Source organism: Clostridium pabulibutyricum (assembly GCF_058242705.1).
Map to the genome: position 1 here is coordinate 64,707 of NZ_JBZAYZ010000007.1, position 16,802 is coordinate 81,508.

Genomic DNA, 16,802 nt, shown 5'->3' on the forward strand with positions numbered 1-16,802 from the left:
GGGTTTGAATATGAAGATAAGCATGGATAAAATAATAAGGGCCATGTCAGTAGCTCTTGATCTGGCTCAAATGAGCAGCAGGGCGAGTAGTAGTGCAGATCCGATAATAGAGAAAATAACTAATGTAAATTATTCTAATCATAGATTTATAAATCATTCACAGAGAACTGCGTACATTGCTCTTCAAATTGCGAATTATTTAAAGTTAACGGAAGAAAGAAAAAAAATGATTTATACAGTGGCTCTTCTTCACGACATTGGTGCAGCCAACTCTCTTAGAGAAAGCCATTCGTCTGATGTGTTTATAAAGGAACATTGTCTTGTGGGGGCCAGTATAACTGAGAGTTTCCCAAGATTCAGCGAAATATCGAAAATAATATTGTATCATCATGAAAACTTTAATGGAACCGGTGCTCTTGGATTGAAAGGAGATAATATTCCTCTTGAAAGCCAGATAATAAGAATTTCTGATTTGACTGAACTTCTATATAGGGAAGATAAGCAGTATTTCAAGCAGAAAAAAAGGATACTTGACTGGGTAAGGGGTAATTCGGGAAAAATATTTTCGCAGTATCTGGTTGAAGCTTTTGTGAATATTTCTTCCAAGGATATTTTTTGGTTTGATATGCAGAATATATCCTTTATGGATATAGTTATAAATAGAGTAAAACCTAAACTTGATGTGTATTTTAATTTGTATGAGTTTGAAGAAATTGCGAAGATATTTGCAAATATTATAGATAATAAGAGTAAATTTACAGCAGAACATTCAAAACAAATTGCAAAGCTTGCGTATCTGGTTTCGGTACATATGAAGTATGATGAAGAAAAGTGCATAAAAATGAAAATAGCAGGGCTTTTGCATGATATAGGAAAGCTATCGATACCAATTGAGATACTTGATAAAAATGGTAAACTTACACCTGAAGAGTTTGATATAATAAAGTCACATGTCTACTATACAAGAATTATACTTGATAAGATTGAGGATATACCAGATATAAGCGAATGGGCTTCAAACCATCATGAAAAATTAAATGGAGCTGGATATCCTGCAGGAATTACAGGTGCCGAGCTTTCTGAAGAATCCAGGATACTTGCCGTGTGCGATATATATCAGGCACTTACTGAAGACAGGCCATATAGGTGCGGACTGAAGGTGGAGAAGGCACTATCGATAATGGATGATATGGTTGATGGAGGATTTATATGCAGAGATGCTTTAAAACATTTAAAGAGTGCAGTTGGAGTTCTAACATAGCAATAGGCAGAGAGGCGGGACTTTATGGAATTTATTTCAAGATGTGTTGAAGATACTATAACTTTTGGTGTGAAGTTGGGAAGAATTTTAAAAAAAGGTGATATAATTTGCTTGAATGGTGATCTTGGCACTGGAAAAACGCATTTTGTAAAAGGAATTGCCAGGGGACTTGATATAAAAGATACGATAACAAGTCCTACTTTTTCAATAGTCAATGAATATGATGGAAGATTAAAGCTTTATCATTTTGATGTATACAGAGTCAATGATCCCGACGAAATAGAGGCTATAGGATTTGACGAATACATATTCAGTGATGCTGTAAGCATTATTGAGTGGTCCAAATATATAGAAACAATAATACCAGAGGAACATATTGATATAAATATTGAAAAGAATCTTCCTGATGTATTAAACAGCAGGAAAATAGTCATAACGTATTCAGGTAAAAGATATGATTATATAAAGGAGTTAATTAAAGAATGAATATATTGAGTCTTGATTCTTCAACAGAATCGGCATCCTGTGCAGTAGTTTCCGATGAAAAGCTGTACGGAGAGATAACTTTTAACTATAAGAAACAGCATTCAAAAATATTGATGCCAATGGTGGACAGATTGCTTGAAAGTGTTGGAATGAGTATAGGTGATATGGATGGGTTTGTTGTATCCAGGGGACCTGGGTCTTTTACAGGACTCAGAATTGGTGCTGCTGTTGTAAAGGGGCTTAGTCAGGGGACAGGAAAGCCATTTGCCGCAGTATCCTCTCTTGATGCGCTTGCGTATAACATGGCATATACAAAGGGACTGGTATGCCCCATGATTGATGCACTTAGAGGAAATGTATACACTGCTGTTTATGAGTTTGAAGATACTGAAATAAAAAGAGTAAGCGAATATATGATGATTTCGGTGGAGGAACTTATTGAAAAGCTTAAAGTAAAAAAACAAAAAGTGTGCTTTATAGGTGACGGTCTTGTAAAATATAAATCCGATATTGTAAGTTGTGCATCTGAAATTGCGCGCTTTGCACCTCTGCATCTTAATATTGTCAGAGCCTCGTCACTTGGTGAGATTGGCATGGGCTTGATTAAAAAAGGAATATGTGATGATATATACAGTTTTGCTCCAATGTACCTCAGAAAATCTCAGGCAGAGAGGGAATATGACATGAAAGCGAAATTGAAAGATCATGAGTGATTTATATATAACTCCTTTGAAAGTTGAACATGTTGACAGTGTTGAAGTAATAGATAGGCTTTCTTTTGCAACTCCATGGAGCAGGGAATCCATTGTAAGGGAGATAGAAGGAAACAAATTTGCAAAATATATAGCTGTCATGAAAGTGGATGATGTCATAGGATATGCTGGAATGTGGATTATATTGGACGAGGGACATATAACAAATATAGCGGTACATCCCGAATACAGGGGGATAGGTGCCGGGACAATCTTGATGGAAGGACTTACTTGTATATGCAGGGAAGATAATATAAACTCACTTACCCTTGAAGTCAGAAAGTCTAATATAATAGCACAGAATCTATATAAGAAATTTGGGTTTAAAGAAGAAGGAGTAAGAAAAAACTATTACATTGACAATAAAGAAGATGCTATAATAATGTGGAAACGTGGAATAAAATAAATTTATTCCAGTGCAGAGGAATTAAAAAGTTTTTATAGAATATTTATTATAGAAGAAAGGATGTGTTGTATATGACAAAGAAAAAAGTCTTGGTTCCGCTTGATGGAACTGAAAGAAGTATGCACTCCCTTGATTGGTTGAAGAAGATATTTAAGGAAGATGAAGTAGCAGTAACGCTTATGAATGTGGAAGAGATAGTAATAGCAAATGATATGGTTGTTACAAATGATGAAATAAAGCGTGTTCAGCTGGAAAGTGACAATATCTTGAACAAGGCAAAAAAGAAAATTGAGGGCTATGAAACTGAAAAATATTGTGCTTTTGGTTATGCTGCAGACGAGATATTATCAAAAGCGAAAAGTGATAATTATGATGCAATTGTCATGACTAAGTCAACTAAAAAGGGACTTGCCAGAATGATAGGTTCTGTAACTAATAAAGTTGTTAGAAATGCGCAGACTATTGTTATAATAGTTCCGCAATAAAAGATGCTAATTCAGCAGGCAGCCGCAATATGAAATCCATATTGCGGCTGCCTGCTTTTATAAAAATACAGTAATATGACATTTAAATTAATGTTTATAATCTAAAAATGAAGGAAATAAGGAATAATTGTAGAATATTATTAGTATAATGGGAGGATGTGTTGAAATGAATGATAAAAAAAAGATACTTGTACCGCTTGATGGAACTGAAAGAAGTATACATTCTATTCAATGGCTCAAAAAAATGTTTAAAAAAGATGATGTTGAAATAACGCTCATGAATGTTGTAGAGATAGTTCTAATGAGCAGTGAAGTTGAAGTTGATAAAAAGTATAACGCTGAGAAAGTGAGCGAAGATATTCTTGAAAAAGGTGTTATGGAACTTCCAGGTTATGAAGTCAGTAAATATTCTACATTCGGATATGCTGCTGATAGAATCTTAAAAAAGGCAAAACTTGATAAGTTTGACATGATTGTAATGACCAGATCCACAAAGAAAGGTATCGATAAAATGATAGGATCTGTAACTACAAAAGTTGTAAAAAATGCAGAAACATTGATAGTTATTGTACCTGAATAAATTTCAAGATGTTGGGCCATAATGTATATCAGCATTATGGCTGTTATTCATCTTTCCTTATATAAAAGATATAAATTAATTTAAAAAAATTTGCTGTGCAATTAATTATAAATATACATAGTGTGGAGGTTTGAAGAGACATGACTTTTAAATCGGATATAGAAATAGCTCAACAGTGTAATATGCAAAAGATAATAAACATTTCTAACAAATTGAACATACCGGAGGATGATGTAGAGCTTTATGGAAATTATAAAGCGAAGGTAGATTACAATGTCCTGAAGAAAACAAAGGGTAAGGACGGGAAGCTCATATTGTGTACTGCCATAAATCCTACACCGGCTGGAGAAGGCAAGACGACAACCTCAATAGGACTTGCAGATGCAATTTCAAGGCTTGGAAAATCAGCTGTAGTTGCTTTAAGAGAGCCTTCAATGGGACCTGTATTTGGAATAAAGGGTGGAGCAGCCGGCGGTGGATATGCACAGGTGGTTCCAATGGAAGACATAAATCTTCACTTTACAGGAGACATACATGCGCTCACAGCGGCAAACAATCTTCTTGCTGCAATGATAGACAATCATATTCAGCATGGAAACGACCTTGACATAGATCCAAGGAGAATAACTTGGAGAAGATGTGTTGACATGAATGACAGACAGCTTAGGTTTGTAGTGGACGGACTTGGTGGAAAAGTTAATGGAAATCCAAGAGAGGACGGATTTGACATAACGGTTGCATCTGAAATTATGGCTATTTTCTGTCTGGCTAGCAATATAAAGGACCTTAAAGAGAGAATCGCAAAGATAGTAATAGGTTACAACAGAAAAGGGGAGCCTGTGACTGCACATGATTTAAAGGCAGAGGGGGCCATGGCGGCGCTTCTGAAAGACGCATTGAAACCTAATCTTGTTCAGACTCTTGAAGGAACACCAGCTTTTATTCATGGAGGACCTTTTGCAAATATTGCACATGGATGCAATTCAATAATGGCAACTAAAATGGCAAAACACTTTGGAGATTACGCAGTAACGGAGGCAGGCTTTGGCGCGGACCTTGGTGCAGAGAAGTTTATCGACATAAAGTGTAGAATGTCCGGGTTAAAACCTGATGCTGTAGTTATAGTTGCAACTGTAAGAGCACTGAAATACAATGGAGGCGTTGCGAAATCCGACTTGAACAGTGAAAATCTGGATGCACTTCAAAAAGGTTTGCCAAATCTTCTGAAGCATGTAGAAAATATAACTCAGGTTTTCAAACTTCCTGCAGTGGTTGCCATAAACAAATTCCCGACGGATACACAAGCTGAACTTGAGCTGGTTGAAAGTGAGTGTAAAAAACTTGGAGTTAATGTCAAACTCTCCGAGGTATGGGAAAAAGGTGGAGAAGGCGGAATAGAACTTGCAAGGGAAGTAATGAGAATTATAGATGAAGGAAAAAACGAGTTCGAATTTGCATATCCTTTGGATCTTACAATAAAGGGCAAGATAAAAGCTATAGCACAAAAGATATATGGTGCAAAAGATGTAGGCTTTACGAAACAGGCTGATAAGGAGATAAAAAATCTTGAAAAACTTGGATTCACAAATATTCCTGTATGTATAGCAAAAACCCAGTACTCACTTACTGATGACCAGACAAAGCTTGGAAGACCAACAGATTTTACAATTACAGTAAGGGATGTGTCAATATCGGCAGGAGCAGGATTTTTGGTGGCAATGACTGGCTCTATAATGAAAATGCCAGGACTTCCAAAAGTACCTTCAGCAGAAAAGATTGATGTGGATGACAACGGGGTAATAAGCGGATTGTTCTAAAAGATTTATAAAATGAAAGGTGGAAATTATATGAAAATTATAGATAATCCTTGCAGGGATTTTGTCGAAGAACTTTCATCCAAAGCTGCTGTTCCAGGTGGCGGCGGGGCGGCGGCTCTGGATGGAGCAATGGGTTCGGCTCTGTTAAGCATGGTCTGTAATTTGACTCTTGGAAAGAAGAAATATGCGAAATATACAGAAAGATTTACAGAAGTGATTGAAGCTGCAGGAAAAATGAAAGAAGAGTTCCTTGACATGGTTGATGAAGATGCGGAAAATTTTATACCGCTTTCAAAAGCATATGGGCTTCCAGAAAATACAATTGAAGAGAAAGAAAAAAAGTCAGTTGTGCTTGACGAGTGTTTGAAAAATGCCTGCAAAGTTCCTTTGAAGGTTATAAGAAGATCGTATGATGCCATACTTCTGCACAAGTCTATAATTAATATTTGTTCAAGTCTTGTGCTCAGTGACGTGGGTGTCGGTGTTCAATGCTTGAAGTCTTCTGCTGAAAGTGCATATTTGAATGTTCTCATAAATGTAAAATTGATAAAGGACGAGGAGTATGTTTCATGTGTCAAAGATGAAGTTGAACCTCTTCTTGATAATATTATAAAGACGGCTTCAGATGTGTATGGCCAGGTTGTAAGTAAACTTTCAGAATAGAACGGGAGATTAATGTATGGGTAAGATAATTAAAGGGAAACCTGTGGCAGATGAGATAACAACTAAACTTGTTTCAGAAGTCGAAGGATTGAAGGCGCAGGGTATAATCCCAAAACTTGTTATAGTAAGAGTTGGACAAAATACTGATGATATTTCTTATGAAAAAGGTGCAGTTAAAAGGTGCAGCCGTATAGGAATAGAAGTTGAAGTGAAAAACTTTACCGGGGAAATAACTCAGGAAGAGTTTATAGCAGAAATAGAAAAAATGAATTGTGACAGCACTATAAATGGAATAATTATATTAAGACCACTTCCACCTCAGATCGACGAAGGCAAAATAAAATATATCATAGAGCCTTTGAAGGATGTTGATTGTTTTAATCCTGCAAATATGTCGAAGATACTTGAAGGTGAACCTTCTGGATTTTCTCCCTGTACAGCTTCTGCAGTAATGGAAATTTTGAGATATTACAAAGTTCAAATTTCAGGAAAAAGGGCCGTTGTAATTGGACGTTCCATGGTTGTTGGAAAACCACTTTCAATGCTGCTTCTAAACTGTAATGCTACAGTTACAATATGTCATTCTAAAACTGAAAATATAGGTAGTGTATGTTCCGAGGCCGATATTGTAGTTGCATGTGTTGGAAAGGCTGAAATGGTTGATTCAAATTACATAAAAGAGGGTGCTGTTGTAATTGATGTGGGGATAAATGTTGATCATGATGGAAAGTTGTGTGGAGATATTGACACCGAAAACTGCATTGAAAAATCGGGAATGATAACTCCGGTACCTGGAGGGGTTGGAGCTGTTACTACATCAATTCTTGCAAAACATGTTGTCCGTGCTTGCAGACTTCAGCATGAAATTTAACACTTGAGTATTTTAGAAATTTATGTTAGAATGAACTTGTATTAAAAAGATAACATTATGGCAGAGTTTATGAGAGCCAATTTTAAGACATTTTATGTCTTGAAGTTGGCTCTTTTTGGCATTTTATGATTGGATAGGGTGTATAAAATTAAGAGGAGGCATATTCAATGTTTGATGTAACAATTATAGGCAGTGGGGTAGTTGGAAGTATGGTTGCAAGGGAATTGTCAAAGTATAAGCTTAATGTATGTGTACTTGAGGCAGATTATGATTTAGCAAACGGAACGAGCAAGGCCAACAGTGCCATAGTTCATGCTGGATTTGATGCAAAACCGGGTACTCTTAAAGCAAAGCTCAATGTTAAAGGAAATGGAATGTTTGACGATCTGTCAAAAGAACTTGATTTTCCTTTCAAAAGGATAGGATCACTTGTATTGTGCTTTGACAAAAGTGAAATGGATAATTTGGTAAAGTTAAAGGAGCAGGGGATAAAAAATGGTGTGCCTGATCTTGAAATATTGAGTGGTGATGAAGTAAAGAAAATGGAACCAAATCTTTCTGAAAATGTAACAGCAGCGTTATATGCACCTACAGGAGGGATTGTCTGTCCTTATGAAATGACAATAGCACTTGCGGAAAATGCAGCTGACAATGGTGTGGAATTTAGATTCGACAGTGAGGTAGTGTCAATCAGCAGTAGGGAAGGATCATATACAATAAAAACCGACAAAGATGAAATTGAAACCAGATTAATTGTAAATGCCGCAGGTGTATTTGCAGATGACATAAACAACATGGTTAGTTCAAACAAGATCAAGATAAATCCAAGAAAAGGCGAGTATTGTCTTTTTGATAAAGCTGTTGGAAACATGGTTTCAAAAACTATATTTCAGCTTCCTACAAAGATGGGCAAAGGGGTTCTTGTTACACCGACGGTGGATGGAAATCTTCTTGTAGGTCCTGATGCGGAGGATATTGAAGATAAAAAGGATGTCACAACTACAAGTTCGGGGCTAGATTTTATAATAGATAGAGCAGGACTTAGCATAAAAGAGGTTCCTACGAGACAGGTTATAACGTCTTTTTCAGGACTCAGAGCCCACAGTACCGGAGGAGATTTTATAATTGGTGAAGCTCAAGATGCCAAAGGATTTATAAATGCTGCAGGTATTGAATCACCAGGACTTTCAAGTGCACCTGCCATAGGTGAGGAAATAAGAAATATTGTAGTTGATATTCTAAAGCCTGAGAAGAATGAAAAATTCAATCCTGTAAGGCATGGAATACCTAAATTCAGGGAAATGAGCAGTGAAGAAAGAAGAAAACTCATAGCAAATGATAATAAATATGGTAAGATAATATGCAGGTGCGAAACTGTCACCGAGGGAGAAATAGTAAACGCTATAAATAGGACCTTGGGAGCAAGGACGCTTGATGGAGTTAAAAAAAGGACAAGAGCTGGAATGGGAAGATGCCAGTCTGGTTTTTGTGCGCCAAAGGTTGTGGAAATACTGGCAAGAGAACTTAAAGTTTCCCCTGAAGATATAACCAAGTTCGGAAAACATTCCAACATACTTGTGGGAAAAGACAAGGAGTATGTGTAGATTTTAAGGTTTTCTAGAATTACTGTTTTTCAATATAAATTATAATGGTTGGAGGTTAGAAAATGGAAAAGCATGATGTAGTTATAATAGGAGGAGGTCCAGCAGGCCTTGCAGCTGCAATTTCCGCTCGCGAAAGTGGAGTTGATGATGTACTCATACTTGAAAGGGACAACAAGCTTGGAGGGATACTCAACCAGTGTATTCACAATGGATTCGGACTTCATACTTTCAAGGAAGAATTAACAGGACCTGAATATGCACAGAGATTTATAGACAAGGCAAGGGATATGAATATACCATATAAGCTCAATACAATGGTCCTTGATCTTGATAAAAACAGAAAAATAACGGCTGTAAATGAAGATGATGGAATAGTGGAAATTGAAGCAGGTGCGGTTATCCTTGCAATGGGATGCAGGGAAAGACCGAGAGGTGCAATAAATATACCTGGCAGCAGGTGTGCGGGAATATATACAGCTGGTGCCGCACAAAAGTTTGTAAATGTAGAAGGCTATATGCCGGGAAAAGAGGTAGTTATACTTGGCTCCGGAGATATAGGACTTATAATGGCAAGGAGAATGACGCTTGAAGGTGCAAAGGTCAAGGCAGTTGTTGAACTTATGCCTTATTCCAGCGGACTTAAAAGGAATATAGTTCAATGTCTTGATGACTTTGACATTCCACTTAAGCTTGGACATACGATAACAAATATAAAAGGAAAAGACAGGGTGGAAGGTGTAACTGTTGCCAAGGTCGGGGAAGACAGGAAACCCGTAAAGGAAAGTGAAGAATATATAAAATGTGATACTCTTTTGCTTTCAGTAGGACTTCTTCCGGAGAATGAGCTTTCAAGAAAGGCTGAAATTGACCTTTCAAACGTTACAGGAGGACCTCTTGTTGATGAAAGTCTTGAAACAAATGTAGAGGGAATATTTGCATGTGGGAATGTACTTCACGTTCATGATCTTGTTGACAATGTAACTCTTGAGAGCATAAGTGCAGGCAAAAGTGCGGCTGAATTTTTAAGCGGGAAAAGATTTTCCGGAGAGAAAATAGAAGTAAAAACAGATTGCGGCGTAAGATATAGTGTACCTAAATATATAAATCCTAAAAATGTGGAGAAGTTTATAGATGTAAGATTCAGAGTAGGTCAAGTTTACAGAGAAAGTTATGTATCGGTTTATTTTGATGATACGAGAGAGATGCATGTAAAGAAGAGAATACTTACACCTGGAGAGATGGAAACTGTGAAACTTTTAAAGTCACAATTTGAAAAACATCCTGACTGCAGGAGTATAACTATAAAGGTAGAGGGGGAATAGCAAAATGGAAGAGAGAGAATTAACCTGTATAGGTTGTCCAATGGGGTGCCAGCTTCTTGTAAAATTGGAAGGGGGCAAAGTAGTACAAGTTGCGGGAAATACCTGCAAGCGTGGAGAAATATACGGACAGAAAGAATGTACGAACCCTACAAGAATAGTTACATCTTCGGTGTATGTGGAAAATGGTGATATAGATGTTGTACCGGTGAAGACCGAAAAAGACATTCCAAAAGGAAAAATATTTGACTGCATAAGAGCACTTAAGGGTGTAGTTGTGGAAGCACCTGTAAATATTGGTGATGTGATAATTCATGATATATTTGGTACGGGAGTCAATGTGATTGCAACAAAGAAAATAAACAAGATGTAACAGTAAAAATAGCCGAAGGTAATGTATCGGCTATTTTTATTTGAATCAAATAATTATATTGTTTATAATTAGCATTAGTGCTTTAATTTATATTATAAGGAGAATACAGAGATGGACAAAAACAAACTCAAGAAGCTTCTTGACGAACTTTCATCGTTTGATCAGCTGAAGCTCTACAGCATACCGGATATAGATCTTTATATGGATCAGGTTACTACTTTTATAGAGGAAAAGCTTGGATATTTGAAAAGAAATGAAAATGATACAGCACTTACAAAGACAATGATAAACAATTATACAAAAGCTGGAATACTCATGCCTCCGAACAAAAAGAAATATTCCAAGCAGCATATGATACTTATAATACTTGTATATTATTTGAAACATATACTTTCCATAAATGATATACAAAGATTGTTCATGCCAATTGTAAAATCCATTAATTCAGGGGAAGACAGAGACGAAGATCTTTCGCATATATATAACAGTTTTCTTGAAATAGAGAAAAAACAGATGGATGAATTTGTAGGGAATTTTAAGGAAAATGAAGAAAACAGCAGCGAAAATATAGAAGATCTTGTAATAATCGTCATAAAGCTCATAGTAAAAGCAAATATAGAAAAAAGAATGGCCGAGAAAATAATAGACGAATTTTTCAAGGAATAATATCTATACTAATTTATTAAAACAGTTTTTACATATTATAGTTTTTCCGTTATTTGCGCAAATGGCATCTTTTGGGTTAACGGCTTTTCCACAAATTTCACATTTGGATGCCGAATCTGAAAGATTATTTTTCAAAGGTGAATTGTTTGATTCAGGTTTTGAAGAAACATTTGAAGATCTCTTTCTATTTGGTGGGGGCGAGTATAAAATTGGTTTTTCATTTTCAGTTCGTTTTATTATGCTGTAGTCCATGCAATAACTACTTTCACCAAACAACTCAAGCTCAAAACGGGGATTGTCCCTGTCATAAAATTCTTCAATTACAAGCCTCCGTATCTGTGCGTCATTTACTATAAGCCCGCTTTTTTCAATACCATCAAATATGCTTTTTGTTATATTGTTGGTATCCGGATGGCGTTTGCTGCTTTTGTAATACACTTTTAAAACGGCGATTAAGGCTTCCGATAAAACTACTCCCGGGTTCTGGCATCTTGTTTCATAAGCTATTTTTTCTTCGTATATTGCATATCTGTCATGATATTTTCCAGAATTGTAAGGAAGTATTGCACGTCCATGTACATTGAACAATTTGAAATTGGATTTTGATATGGGTGAACCGGTTATTATCACTTTAGCATAGGTTTTTGTCATAGTATTCTCCTCGATTGGGTTATTAAGTTATATTATAACATATAGAAAAAGGCAATTGCCTTGTATTTTGGTTTTACTAATAATAAAATATTATATATTAACAGGATTGAATTCAGAATAATTATGTTGAAATGGAGAATATGAGATATGACAAAAGATATTAAAATACTTGCCATTGAAAGCAGCTGTGATGAGACTTCGGCGGCAGTTGTTGTAAACGGCAGGAAAGTTCTTTCAAATGTAATATCATCGCAGATAGATATACACACAAAGTTTGGGGGAGTTGTTCCGGAGGTGGCTTCGAGAAAACATATAGAAGCCATAAGTATTGTCGTGGATAAGGCAATGCAGGAGGCAAATATTGACTTTAAAGACATAGATGCGGTAGGCGTTACTTACGGCCCCGGGCTTGTAGGTGCTCTTCTTGTTGGACTGCAATATGCAAAGGGCCTTTCATATGCACTTGGAAAGCCACTTGTTGGAGTGAATCATATAGAGGGGCATATTAGTGCAAATTTCATACAATATCCGAATCTTGAACCTCCATTTGTATGTCTTGTTGTTTCAGGAGGGCATACGTACCTTGTTTATATGAAGGCTCACGGTGATTTTGAAGTACTTGGACAGACAAGAGATGATGCTGCAGGTGAGGCTTATGATAAAGTTGCGAGGGCTGTAGGTCTTGGATATCCAGGAGGACCAAAAATAGACAGGATTGCAAAAGAGGGAAATGAAGATGCAATAAAGTTTCCAAGGGCCAATTTTCATGACAAAGAATCCCTGGATTTTTCATTCAGCGGGTTAAAATCTTCTGTATTGAATTATTTAAATCAGAAAAAAATGAAAGGCGAAGAGATAAATCGCCCTGATGTGGCAGCTTCTTTTCAGAAAGCCGTGGTGGATTTTCTTGTGGACAATTCAATCAGGGCATGCAGAATGAAACATGTGGATAAGATAGCGGTAGCTGGGGGAGTAGCTGCAAACACTTCTCTGCGAGAACACATGAAGAAGGCTTGTATGGAACATGGTATAGATGTACTTTTTCCGGATTTTGTACTTTGCACGGATAATGCAGCCATGATTGGAAGTGCAGCGTATTTTGAATACAAAAAGGGTACAGTGTCTGAAATGGATTTGAATGCAGTGCCGAATCTAAAGATAGGTGAAAGATAGACAGACAAAAAATTTCAGTTTTTATTATAACGTATGCATCAGTGCTTATAAATAAATTTATTTAAATAAGATAAATTGGTGAATTGCTTGCATGTATCTTGAAATAATGTAAAATGAGAATTGCAAGTGCGAAAAAATTTATATTCAATTGAAATAATTTTAATACTTATATATAATAGGGTTATGTTTAAAAATTATTTACAGTTGCGTGGTAAATTGATATTTATTAAGGGGTTGGTTTACTGTGGTAAAAAGATTTAAGAGGGTTCTTGTTGCAAACAGGGGAGAAATCGCAATAAGAGTATTTAGAGCCTGTCAAGAACTTGGTATAAGAACAGTTGCTATTTATTCTGATGAGGACAAGAGATCTCTATTTAGAACAAAAGCTGATGAGGCATATCTGATAGGCAAAAACAAAGGGCCGGTAGAAGCTTACTTGAATATCGACGAGATAATAAGCCTTGCTCTCAAAAAAGGAGTGGATGCCATTCATCCGGGATATGGTTTTCTATCGGAAAATGCTGAATTCGCAAAGAAATGTGAAGATGTGGGCATAGAATTTATAGGGCCTACTGCAGAGATGATGGAAAAACTTGGTGACAAGATAACTTCAAAAATATTTGCGGAGAAAGCAGGAGTCAAGACAATTCCAGGTGTAAAAAAACCTATAAAAACTGAAAGTGAAGCATTGAAATATGCTGAGTATTGTGGGTATCCTGTAATGATAAAGGCAGCTGACGGCGGCGGCGGAAGAGGAATGAGAATAATAGAAAAGAAAGAAGATCTCATAGAAGCCTATAGAAATGCCAAGAGTGAGTCGCTTAAGGCATTCGGATCCGATGAAATGTTTATTGAAAAATATATTGAAGGTCCGAAGCACATAGAAGTTCAGGTGCTTGGTGATAAATATGGAGATATAGTGCATTTGTACGAAAGGGATTGTTCCATACAGAGAAGGCATCAGAAAGTAATTGAGTTTACTCCGGCTTTTGCACTACCTGAAAGTCTTAGAAAGAGCATATGTGAAGATGCACTTAAAATTGCAGAATCCGTGAACTACAGAAGTGCTGGAACGCTTGAATTTCTTGTAGACAAACATGGAAATCATTATTTTATAGAGATGAATCCTAGAATTCAGGTTGAACATACTATAAGCGAAATGGTAACTGGAATTGATATAGTTCAAAGTCAGATACTGATTGCCGAGGGATATAAGCTTGGCTCAAGTGAAATAGGAATCAAATCGCAGGATGAAATAAAACCAAGGGGATATGCAATACAATGCAGGATAACTACCGAAGATCCTGAAAATAATTTTGCGCCTGATACTGGAAGAATAGATAAATACATGACAGGTTCCGGTTTTGGAATACGACTTGATGGTGGAAATGGCTTCACGGGATCTATTATAAGCCCGTATTATGACAGCCTTCTCGTAAAGACCATATCATGGTCGAGGACTTTTAATGACGCTATAAGAAAAGCTATAAGGTCTGTAAAGGAAACTGTGGTGGGTGGAGTAAAGACGAATATAGATTTCCTTATAAATGTACTTAATCATGAAGATTTTATGAAGGGAAGATGTGACACCAATTTTATAGCGAACCATCCGGAATTATTTGAGATATTTCCAAGACAGGATAAAGAACTTAAAGTCTTGAAATTTATAGGTGAAAAAATTGTAAATGAGACCCATGGAGAAAAAGTCGATTTTGATGTACCGCTTGTTCCAAAGGTTAAATTTGCTGGTGAACTTAGGGGAACCAAGCAGATTCTTGACGAGAAAGGTCCTGAAGGACTTGTAGAATGGGTGAAGTCTCAAAACAAGCTTCTGCTTACGGATACTACTATGAGAGACGCCCATCAATCGCTTATGGCAACAAGAATGAGAACAAAAGATATGGTGAAAATAGCAAGGGATGAAGCTATTATAGCAAAGGACTTGTTTTCTATGGAAATGTGGGGAGGAGCCACTTTTGACGTGTCCTACAGATTTCTCAAAGAATCACCGTGGAAAAGGCTTATGGAGCTTAGAAAAAAAGTTCCGAACATATTGTTTCAAATGCTCATGAGAGGTGCAAATGCAGTTGGATATAAGAATTATCCAGACAACGTAATAAGAGCATTTATAAAAGAGTCTGCTCAATCTGGAATTGATGTATTTAGGATATTTGATTCCTTAAACTGGACAAGGGGAATGGAAATTGCAGTAGATGAAGTGTTAAATCAAGGCAAAGTAGCTGAAGCTTGTATGTGTTATACAGGTGATATACTTGATACAAACAGGGATAAATACACTTTGGATTATTATGTAAAACTTGCCAAGGAAATTGAAAAGTCCGGAGCACATATACTTGGAATAAAGGATATGTCTGCACTTTTGAAACCTTATGCAGCAGCAAAGCTTATAAAAGCTCTTAAAAATGAAATATCGCTGCCTATTCATTTGCATACTCATGATACTACTGGAAATGGAGTTGCAACAATTTTAATGGCTGCACATGCAGGAGTGGACATAGCAGATGTTGCTTTTAGCAGTATGTCGGGACTTACAAGTCAACCTTCCTTAAATACTCTTGTAGCATCCCTTAAAAATACTGAGAGGGATACAGGGTTTGATCAGGATGGGCTTCAGCAGATTTCAGACTACTGGAGTGCGGTAAGACCTGTTTACAGTCAGTTTGAGTCCGATCTTAAAACCGGTACTGCTGAAATATACAAATACGAGATACCTGGAGGACAGTATTCAAACTTAAAACCTCAGGTTGAGAGTTTTGGGCTTGGACATCGTTTTGAGGATGTCAAGGAAATGTACAGAAGAGTTAATTTCATGCTTCAGGATATAGTAAAGGTGACTCCATCATCGAAAATGGTAGGGGATATGGCTATATTCATGATTAAAAATGGTTTGGACGAAGACAATATATATGAAAAAGGTAGAAATCTTACTTTCCCTGATTCTGTAGTATCTTATTTTAAAGGTATGATGGGCCAGCCTGGAGGAGGATTCCCAAAAAAACTCCAGAAGCTTGTGCTAAAGGGTGAAAAACCTATTGAGGTCAGGCCTGGAGAGCTTCTTCCAGATGAAGACTTTGACAAGATAAGCAAGCATCTTTCGGATAAGTACAAGAGGGATTTTTCAAATAGGGAAATTTTAAGTTATGCGCTTTATCCGGATGTATATGAGGATTATCTTAAGTATTTGAAGGAAGTTGGAGATTTTAGCTGTATGGGAAGTGACATATTCTTTCACGGACTTCGCGAGGGAGAAACATGCGAAATAGATATAGCAGAAGGAAAAACACTTATAATACAGCTGCTTGAGATAGGTAAAGTTGATTTAGAAGGATACAGATATGTTGTTTTTGAAGTGGATGGAAATAGAAGAGATGTGAGGATAAAAGACAGGGCAAGATTTGAGGCATCCAGATCTTATGATACTGGAATTCAGATGGCAGATACTGAAAATGAGAAGGAGATAGGTGCAAGTATACCTGGAAATATAGTAAAGATACTTGTAAGCCAAGGTGATGAAGTTAAAGAAGGACAAAGCCTCGTTGTCATAGAGGCGATGAAAATGGAGACAAATATAACAGCTGGAGGAGACGGTATAATAGACAGCATATTTGTTAAGGAGAAGCAGAGGGTCAAATCAGGACAACTGCTTATAAAATTTAAATAATGTCCATAAGAGT

At 36.6% G+C, this 16,802-nt stretch carries 16 protein-coding genes; 15 read left to right on the plus strand and 1 reads right to left on the minus strand.

Annotated elements, in window-relative coordinates; translation table 11 throughout:
* Window positions 1–10: 10 nt before the first annotated feature.
* From AC4CVH_RS09115 to AC4CVH_RS09175, 13 genes are all read left to right on the plus strand, one after another.
* Complete coding sequence (locus AC4CVH_RS09115; RefSeq protein ID WP_490787445.1) at window positions 11–1,261, plus strand: HD-GYP domain-containing protein; 1,251 nt, start codon at window positions 11–13, stop codon at window positions 1,259–1,261.
* 24 nt (window positions 1,262–1,285) lie between these two features.
* Window positions 1,286–1,747 carry a tRNA (adenosine(37)-N6)-threonylcarbamoyltransferase complex ATPase subunit type 1 TsaE gene (gene tsaE, locus AC4CVH_RS09120; RefSeq protein ID WP_490787446.1) on the plus strand — a complete coding sequence of 154 codons (462 nt, stop codon included), beginning with the start codon at window positions 1,286–1,288 and terminating at the stop codon, window positions 1,745–1,747.
* Window positions 1,744–2,460: a tRNA (adenosine(37)-N6)-threonylcarbamoyltransferase complex dimerization subunit type 1 TsaB gene (gene tsaB / locus AC4CVH_RS09125; protein WP_490787447.1), complete on the plus strand. Its 717-nt coding sequence runs from the start codon at window positions 1,744–1,746 to the stop codon at window positions 2,458–2,460. The genes tsaE and tsaB overlap by 4 nt, the downstream gene beginning before the upstream one ends.
* On the plus strand, window positions 2,453–2,905 hold the full coding sequence (rimI, locus tag AC4CVH_RS09130; protein ID WP_490787448.1) for a ribosomal protein S18-alanine N-acetyltransferase: 453 nt from the start codon (window positions 2,453–2,455) through the stop codon (window positions 2,903–2,905). The genes tsaB and rimI overlap by 8 nt, the downstream gene beginning before the upstream one ends.
* A 71-nt stretch (window positions 2,906–2,976) precedes the next feature.
* Complete coding sequence (locus tag AC4CVH_RS09135) at window positions 2,977–3,390, plus strand: universal stress protein (protein WP_490787449.1); 414 nt, start codon at window positions 2,977–2,979, stop codon at window positions 3,388–3,390.
* 166 nt (window positions 3,391–3,556) lie between these two features.
* Window positions 3,557–3,970, plus strand: a complete 414-nt coding sequence (locus AC4CVH_RS09140) for a universal stress protein (RefSeq protein WP_490787450.1) — start codon at window positions 3,557–3,559, stop codon at window positions 3,968–3,970.
* 140 nt (window positions 3,971–4,110) lie between these two features.
* On the plus strand, window positions 4,111–5,787 hold the full coding sequence (locus tag AC4CVH_RS09145; protein WP_490787451.1) for a formate--tetrahydrofolate ligase: 1,677 nt from the start codon (window positions 4,111–4,113) through the stop codon (window positions 5,785–5,787).
* A 30-nt stretch (window positions 5,788–5,817) separates the two neighbouring features.
* The gene (locus AC4CVH_RS09150; RefSeq protein WP_490787452.1) at window positions 5,818–6,450 is read left to right on the plus strand and encodes a cyclodeaminase/cyclohydrolase family protein; all 633 of its coding nucleotides are present in this window, start codon (window positions 5,818–5,820) and stop codon (window positions 6,448–6,450) included.
* A gap of 16 nt (window positions 6,451–6,466) precedes the next feature.
* Window positions 6,467–7,321 carry a bifunctional 5,10-methylenetetrahydrofolate dehydrogenase/5,10-methenyltetrahydrofolate cyclohydrolase gene (locus tag AC4CVH_RS09155; RefSeq protein ID WP_490787453.1) on the plus strand — a complete coding sequence of 285 codons (855 nt, stop codon included), beginning with the start codon at window positions 6,467–6,469 and terminating at the stop codon, window positions 7,319–7,321.
* Between the two features lie 167 nt (window positions 7,322–7,488).
* Window positions 7,489–8,925 carry an NAD(P)/FAD-dependent oxidoreductase gene (locus AC4CVH_RS09160; protein ID WP_490787454.1) on the plus strand — a complete coding sequence of 479 codons (1,437 nt, stop codon included), beginning with the start codon at window positions 7,489–7,491 and terminating at the stop codon, window positions 8,923–8,925.
* A gap of 62 nt (window positions 8,926–8,987) precedes the next feature.
* Window positions 8,988–10,247, plus strand: coding sequence for an NAD(P)/FAD-dependent oxidoreductase (locus tag AC4CVH_RS09165; RefSeq protein WP_490787455.1), 1,260 nt, complete (start codon window positions 8,988–8,990; stop codon window positions 10,245–10,247).
* A 4-nt stretch (window positions 10,248–10,251) separates the two neighbouring features.
* Entirely contained in the window at window positions 10,252–10,617 is a 366-nt protein-coding gene (locus tag AC4CVH_RS09170) for a DUF1667 domain-containing protein (RefSeq protein WP_490787456.1), read from the plus strand.
* Window positions 10,618–10,728: 111 nt separating this feature from the next.
* Window positions 10,729–11,283, plus strand: a complete 555-nt coding sequence (locus AC4CVH_RS09175) for a DUF1836 domain-containing protein (RefSeq protein WP_490787457.1) — start codon at window positions 10,729–10,731, stop codon at window positions 11,281–11,283.
* 3 nt (window positions 11,284–11,286) lie between these two features.
* Here AC4CVH_RS09175 and AC4CVH_RS09180 read toward each other — a convergent pair whose 3' ends face one another.
* Window positions 11,287–11,934 (minus strand): RusA family crossover junction endodeoxyribonuclease, encoded by a 648-nt coding sequence (locus AC4CVH_RS09180; RefSeq protein ID WP_490787458.1) that lies wholly within the window; start codon window positions 11,932–11,934, stop codon window positions 11,287–11,289.
* Window positions 11,935–12,081: 147 nt separating this feature from the next.
* Between AC4CVH_RS09180 and tsaD the strand changes: the two genes are divergently transcribed.
* On the plus strand, window positions 12,082–13,107 hold the full coding sequence (tsaD, locus tag AC4CVH_RS09185) for a tRNA (adenosine(37)-N6)-threonylcarbamoyltransferase complex transferase subunit TsaD (RefSeq protein WP_490787459.1): 1,026 nt from the start codon (window positions 12,082–12,084) through the stop codon (window positions 13,105–13,107).
* Between the two features lie 244 nt (window positions 13,108–13,351).
* Window positions 13,352–16,789, plus strand: a complete 3,438-nt coding sequence (locus AC4CVH_RS09190; RefSeq protein ID WP_490787460.1) for a pyruvate carboxylase — start codon at window positions 13,352–13,354, stop codon at window positions 16,787–16,789.
* Window positions 16,790–16,802: the final 13 nt, after the last annotated feature.

Bases quoted from the DNA above. Each gene is read 5' to 3' on its own strand.
- AC4CVH_RS09170 (WP_490787456.1), top strand. From the start codon at position 10,252: ATGGAAGAGAGAGAATTAACCTGTATAGGTTGTCCAATGGGGTGCCAG.
- AC4CVH_RS09180 (WP_490787458.1), bottom strand. From the start codon at position 11,934: ATGACAAAAACCTATGCTAAAGTGATAATAACCGGTTCACCCATATCA.
- AC4CVH_RS09155 (WP_490787453.1), top strand. From the start codon at position 6,467: ATGGGTAAGATAATTAAAGGGAAACCTGTGGCAGATGAGATAACAACT.
- AC4CVH_RS09135 (WP_490787449.1), top strand. From the start codon at position 2,977: ATGACAAAGAAAAAAGTCTTGGTTCCGCTTGATGGAACTGAAAGAAGT.
- AC4CVH_RS09150 (WP_490787452.1), top strand. From the start codon at position 5,818: ATGAAAATTATAGATAATCCTTGCAGGGATTTTGTCGAAGAACTTTCA.
- AC4CVH_RS09140 (WP_490787450.1), top strand. From the start codon at position 3,557: ATGAATGATAAAAAAAAGATACTTGTACCGCTTGATGGAACTGAAAGA.
- AC4CVH_RS09115 (WP_490787445.1), top strand. From the start codon at position 11: ATGAAGATAAGCATGGATAAAATAATAAGGGCCATGTCAGTAGCTCTT.
- AC4CVH_RS09165 (WP_490787455.1), top strand. From the start codon at position 8,988: ATGGAAAAGCATGATGTAGTTATAATAGGAGGAGGTCCAGCAGGCCTT.
- AC4CVH_RS09160 (WP_490787454.1), top strand. From the start codon at position 7,489: ATGTTTGATGTAACAATTATAGGCAGTGGGGTAGTTGGAAGTATGGTT.
- AC4CVH_RS09145 (WP_490787451.1), top strand. From the start codon at position 4,111: ATGACTTTTAAATCGGATATAGAAATAGCTCAACAGTGTAATATGCAA.
- tsaD (WP_490787459.1), top strand. From the start codon at position 12,082: ATGACAAAAGATATTAAAATACTTGCCATTGAAAGCAGCTGTGATGAG.
- tsaE (WP_490787446.1), top strand. From the start codon at position 1,286: ATGGAATTTATTTCAAGATGTGTTGAAGATACTATAACTTTTGGTGTG.
- rimI (WP_490787448.1), top strand. From the start codon at position 2,453: ATGAGTGATTTATATATAACTCCTTTGAAAGTTGAACATGTTGACAGT.
- tsaB (WP_490787447.1), top strand. From the start codon at position 1,744: ATGAATATATTGAGTCTTGATTCTTCAACAGAATCGGCATCCTGTGCA.
- AC4CVH_RS09175 (WP_490787457.1), top strand. From the start codon at position 10,729: ATGGACAAAAACAAACTCAAGAAGCTTCTTGACGAACTTTCATCGTTT.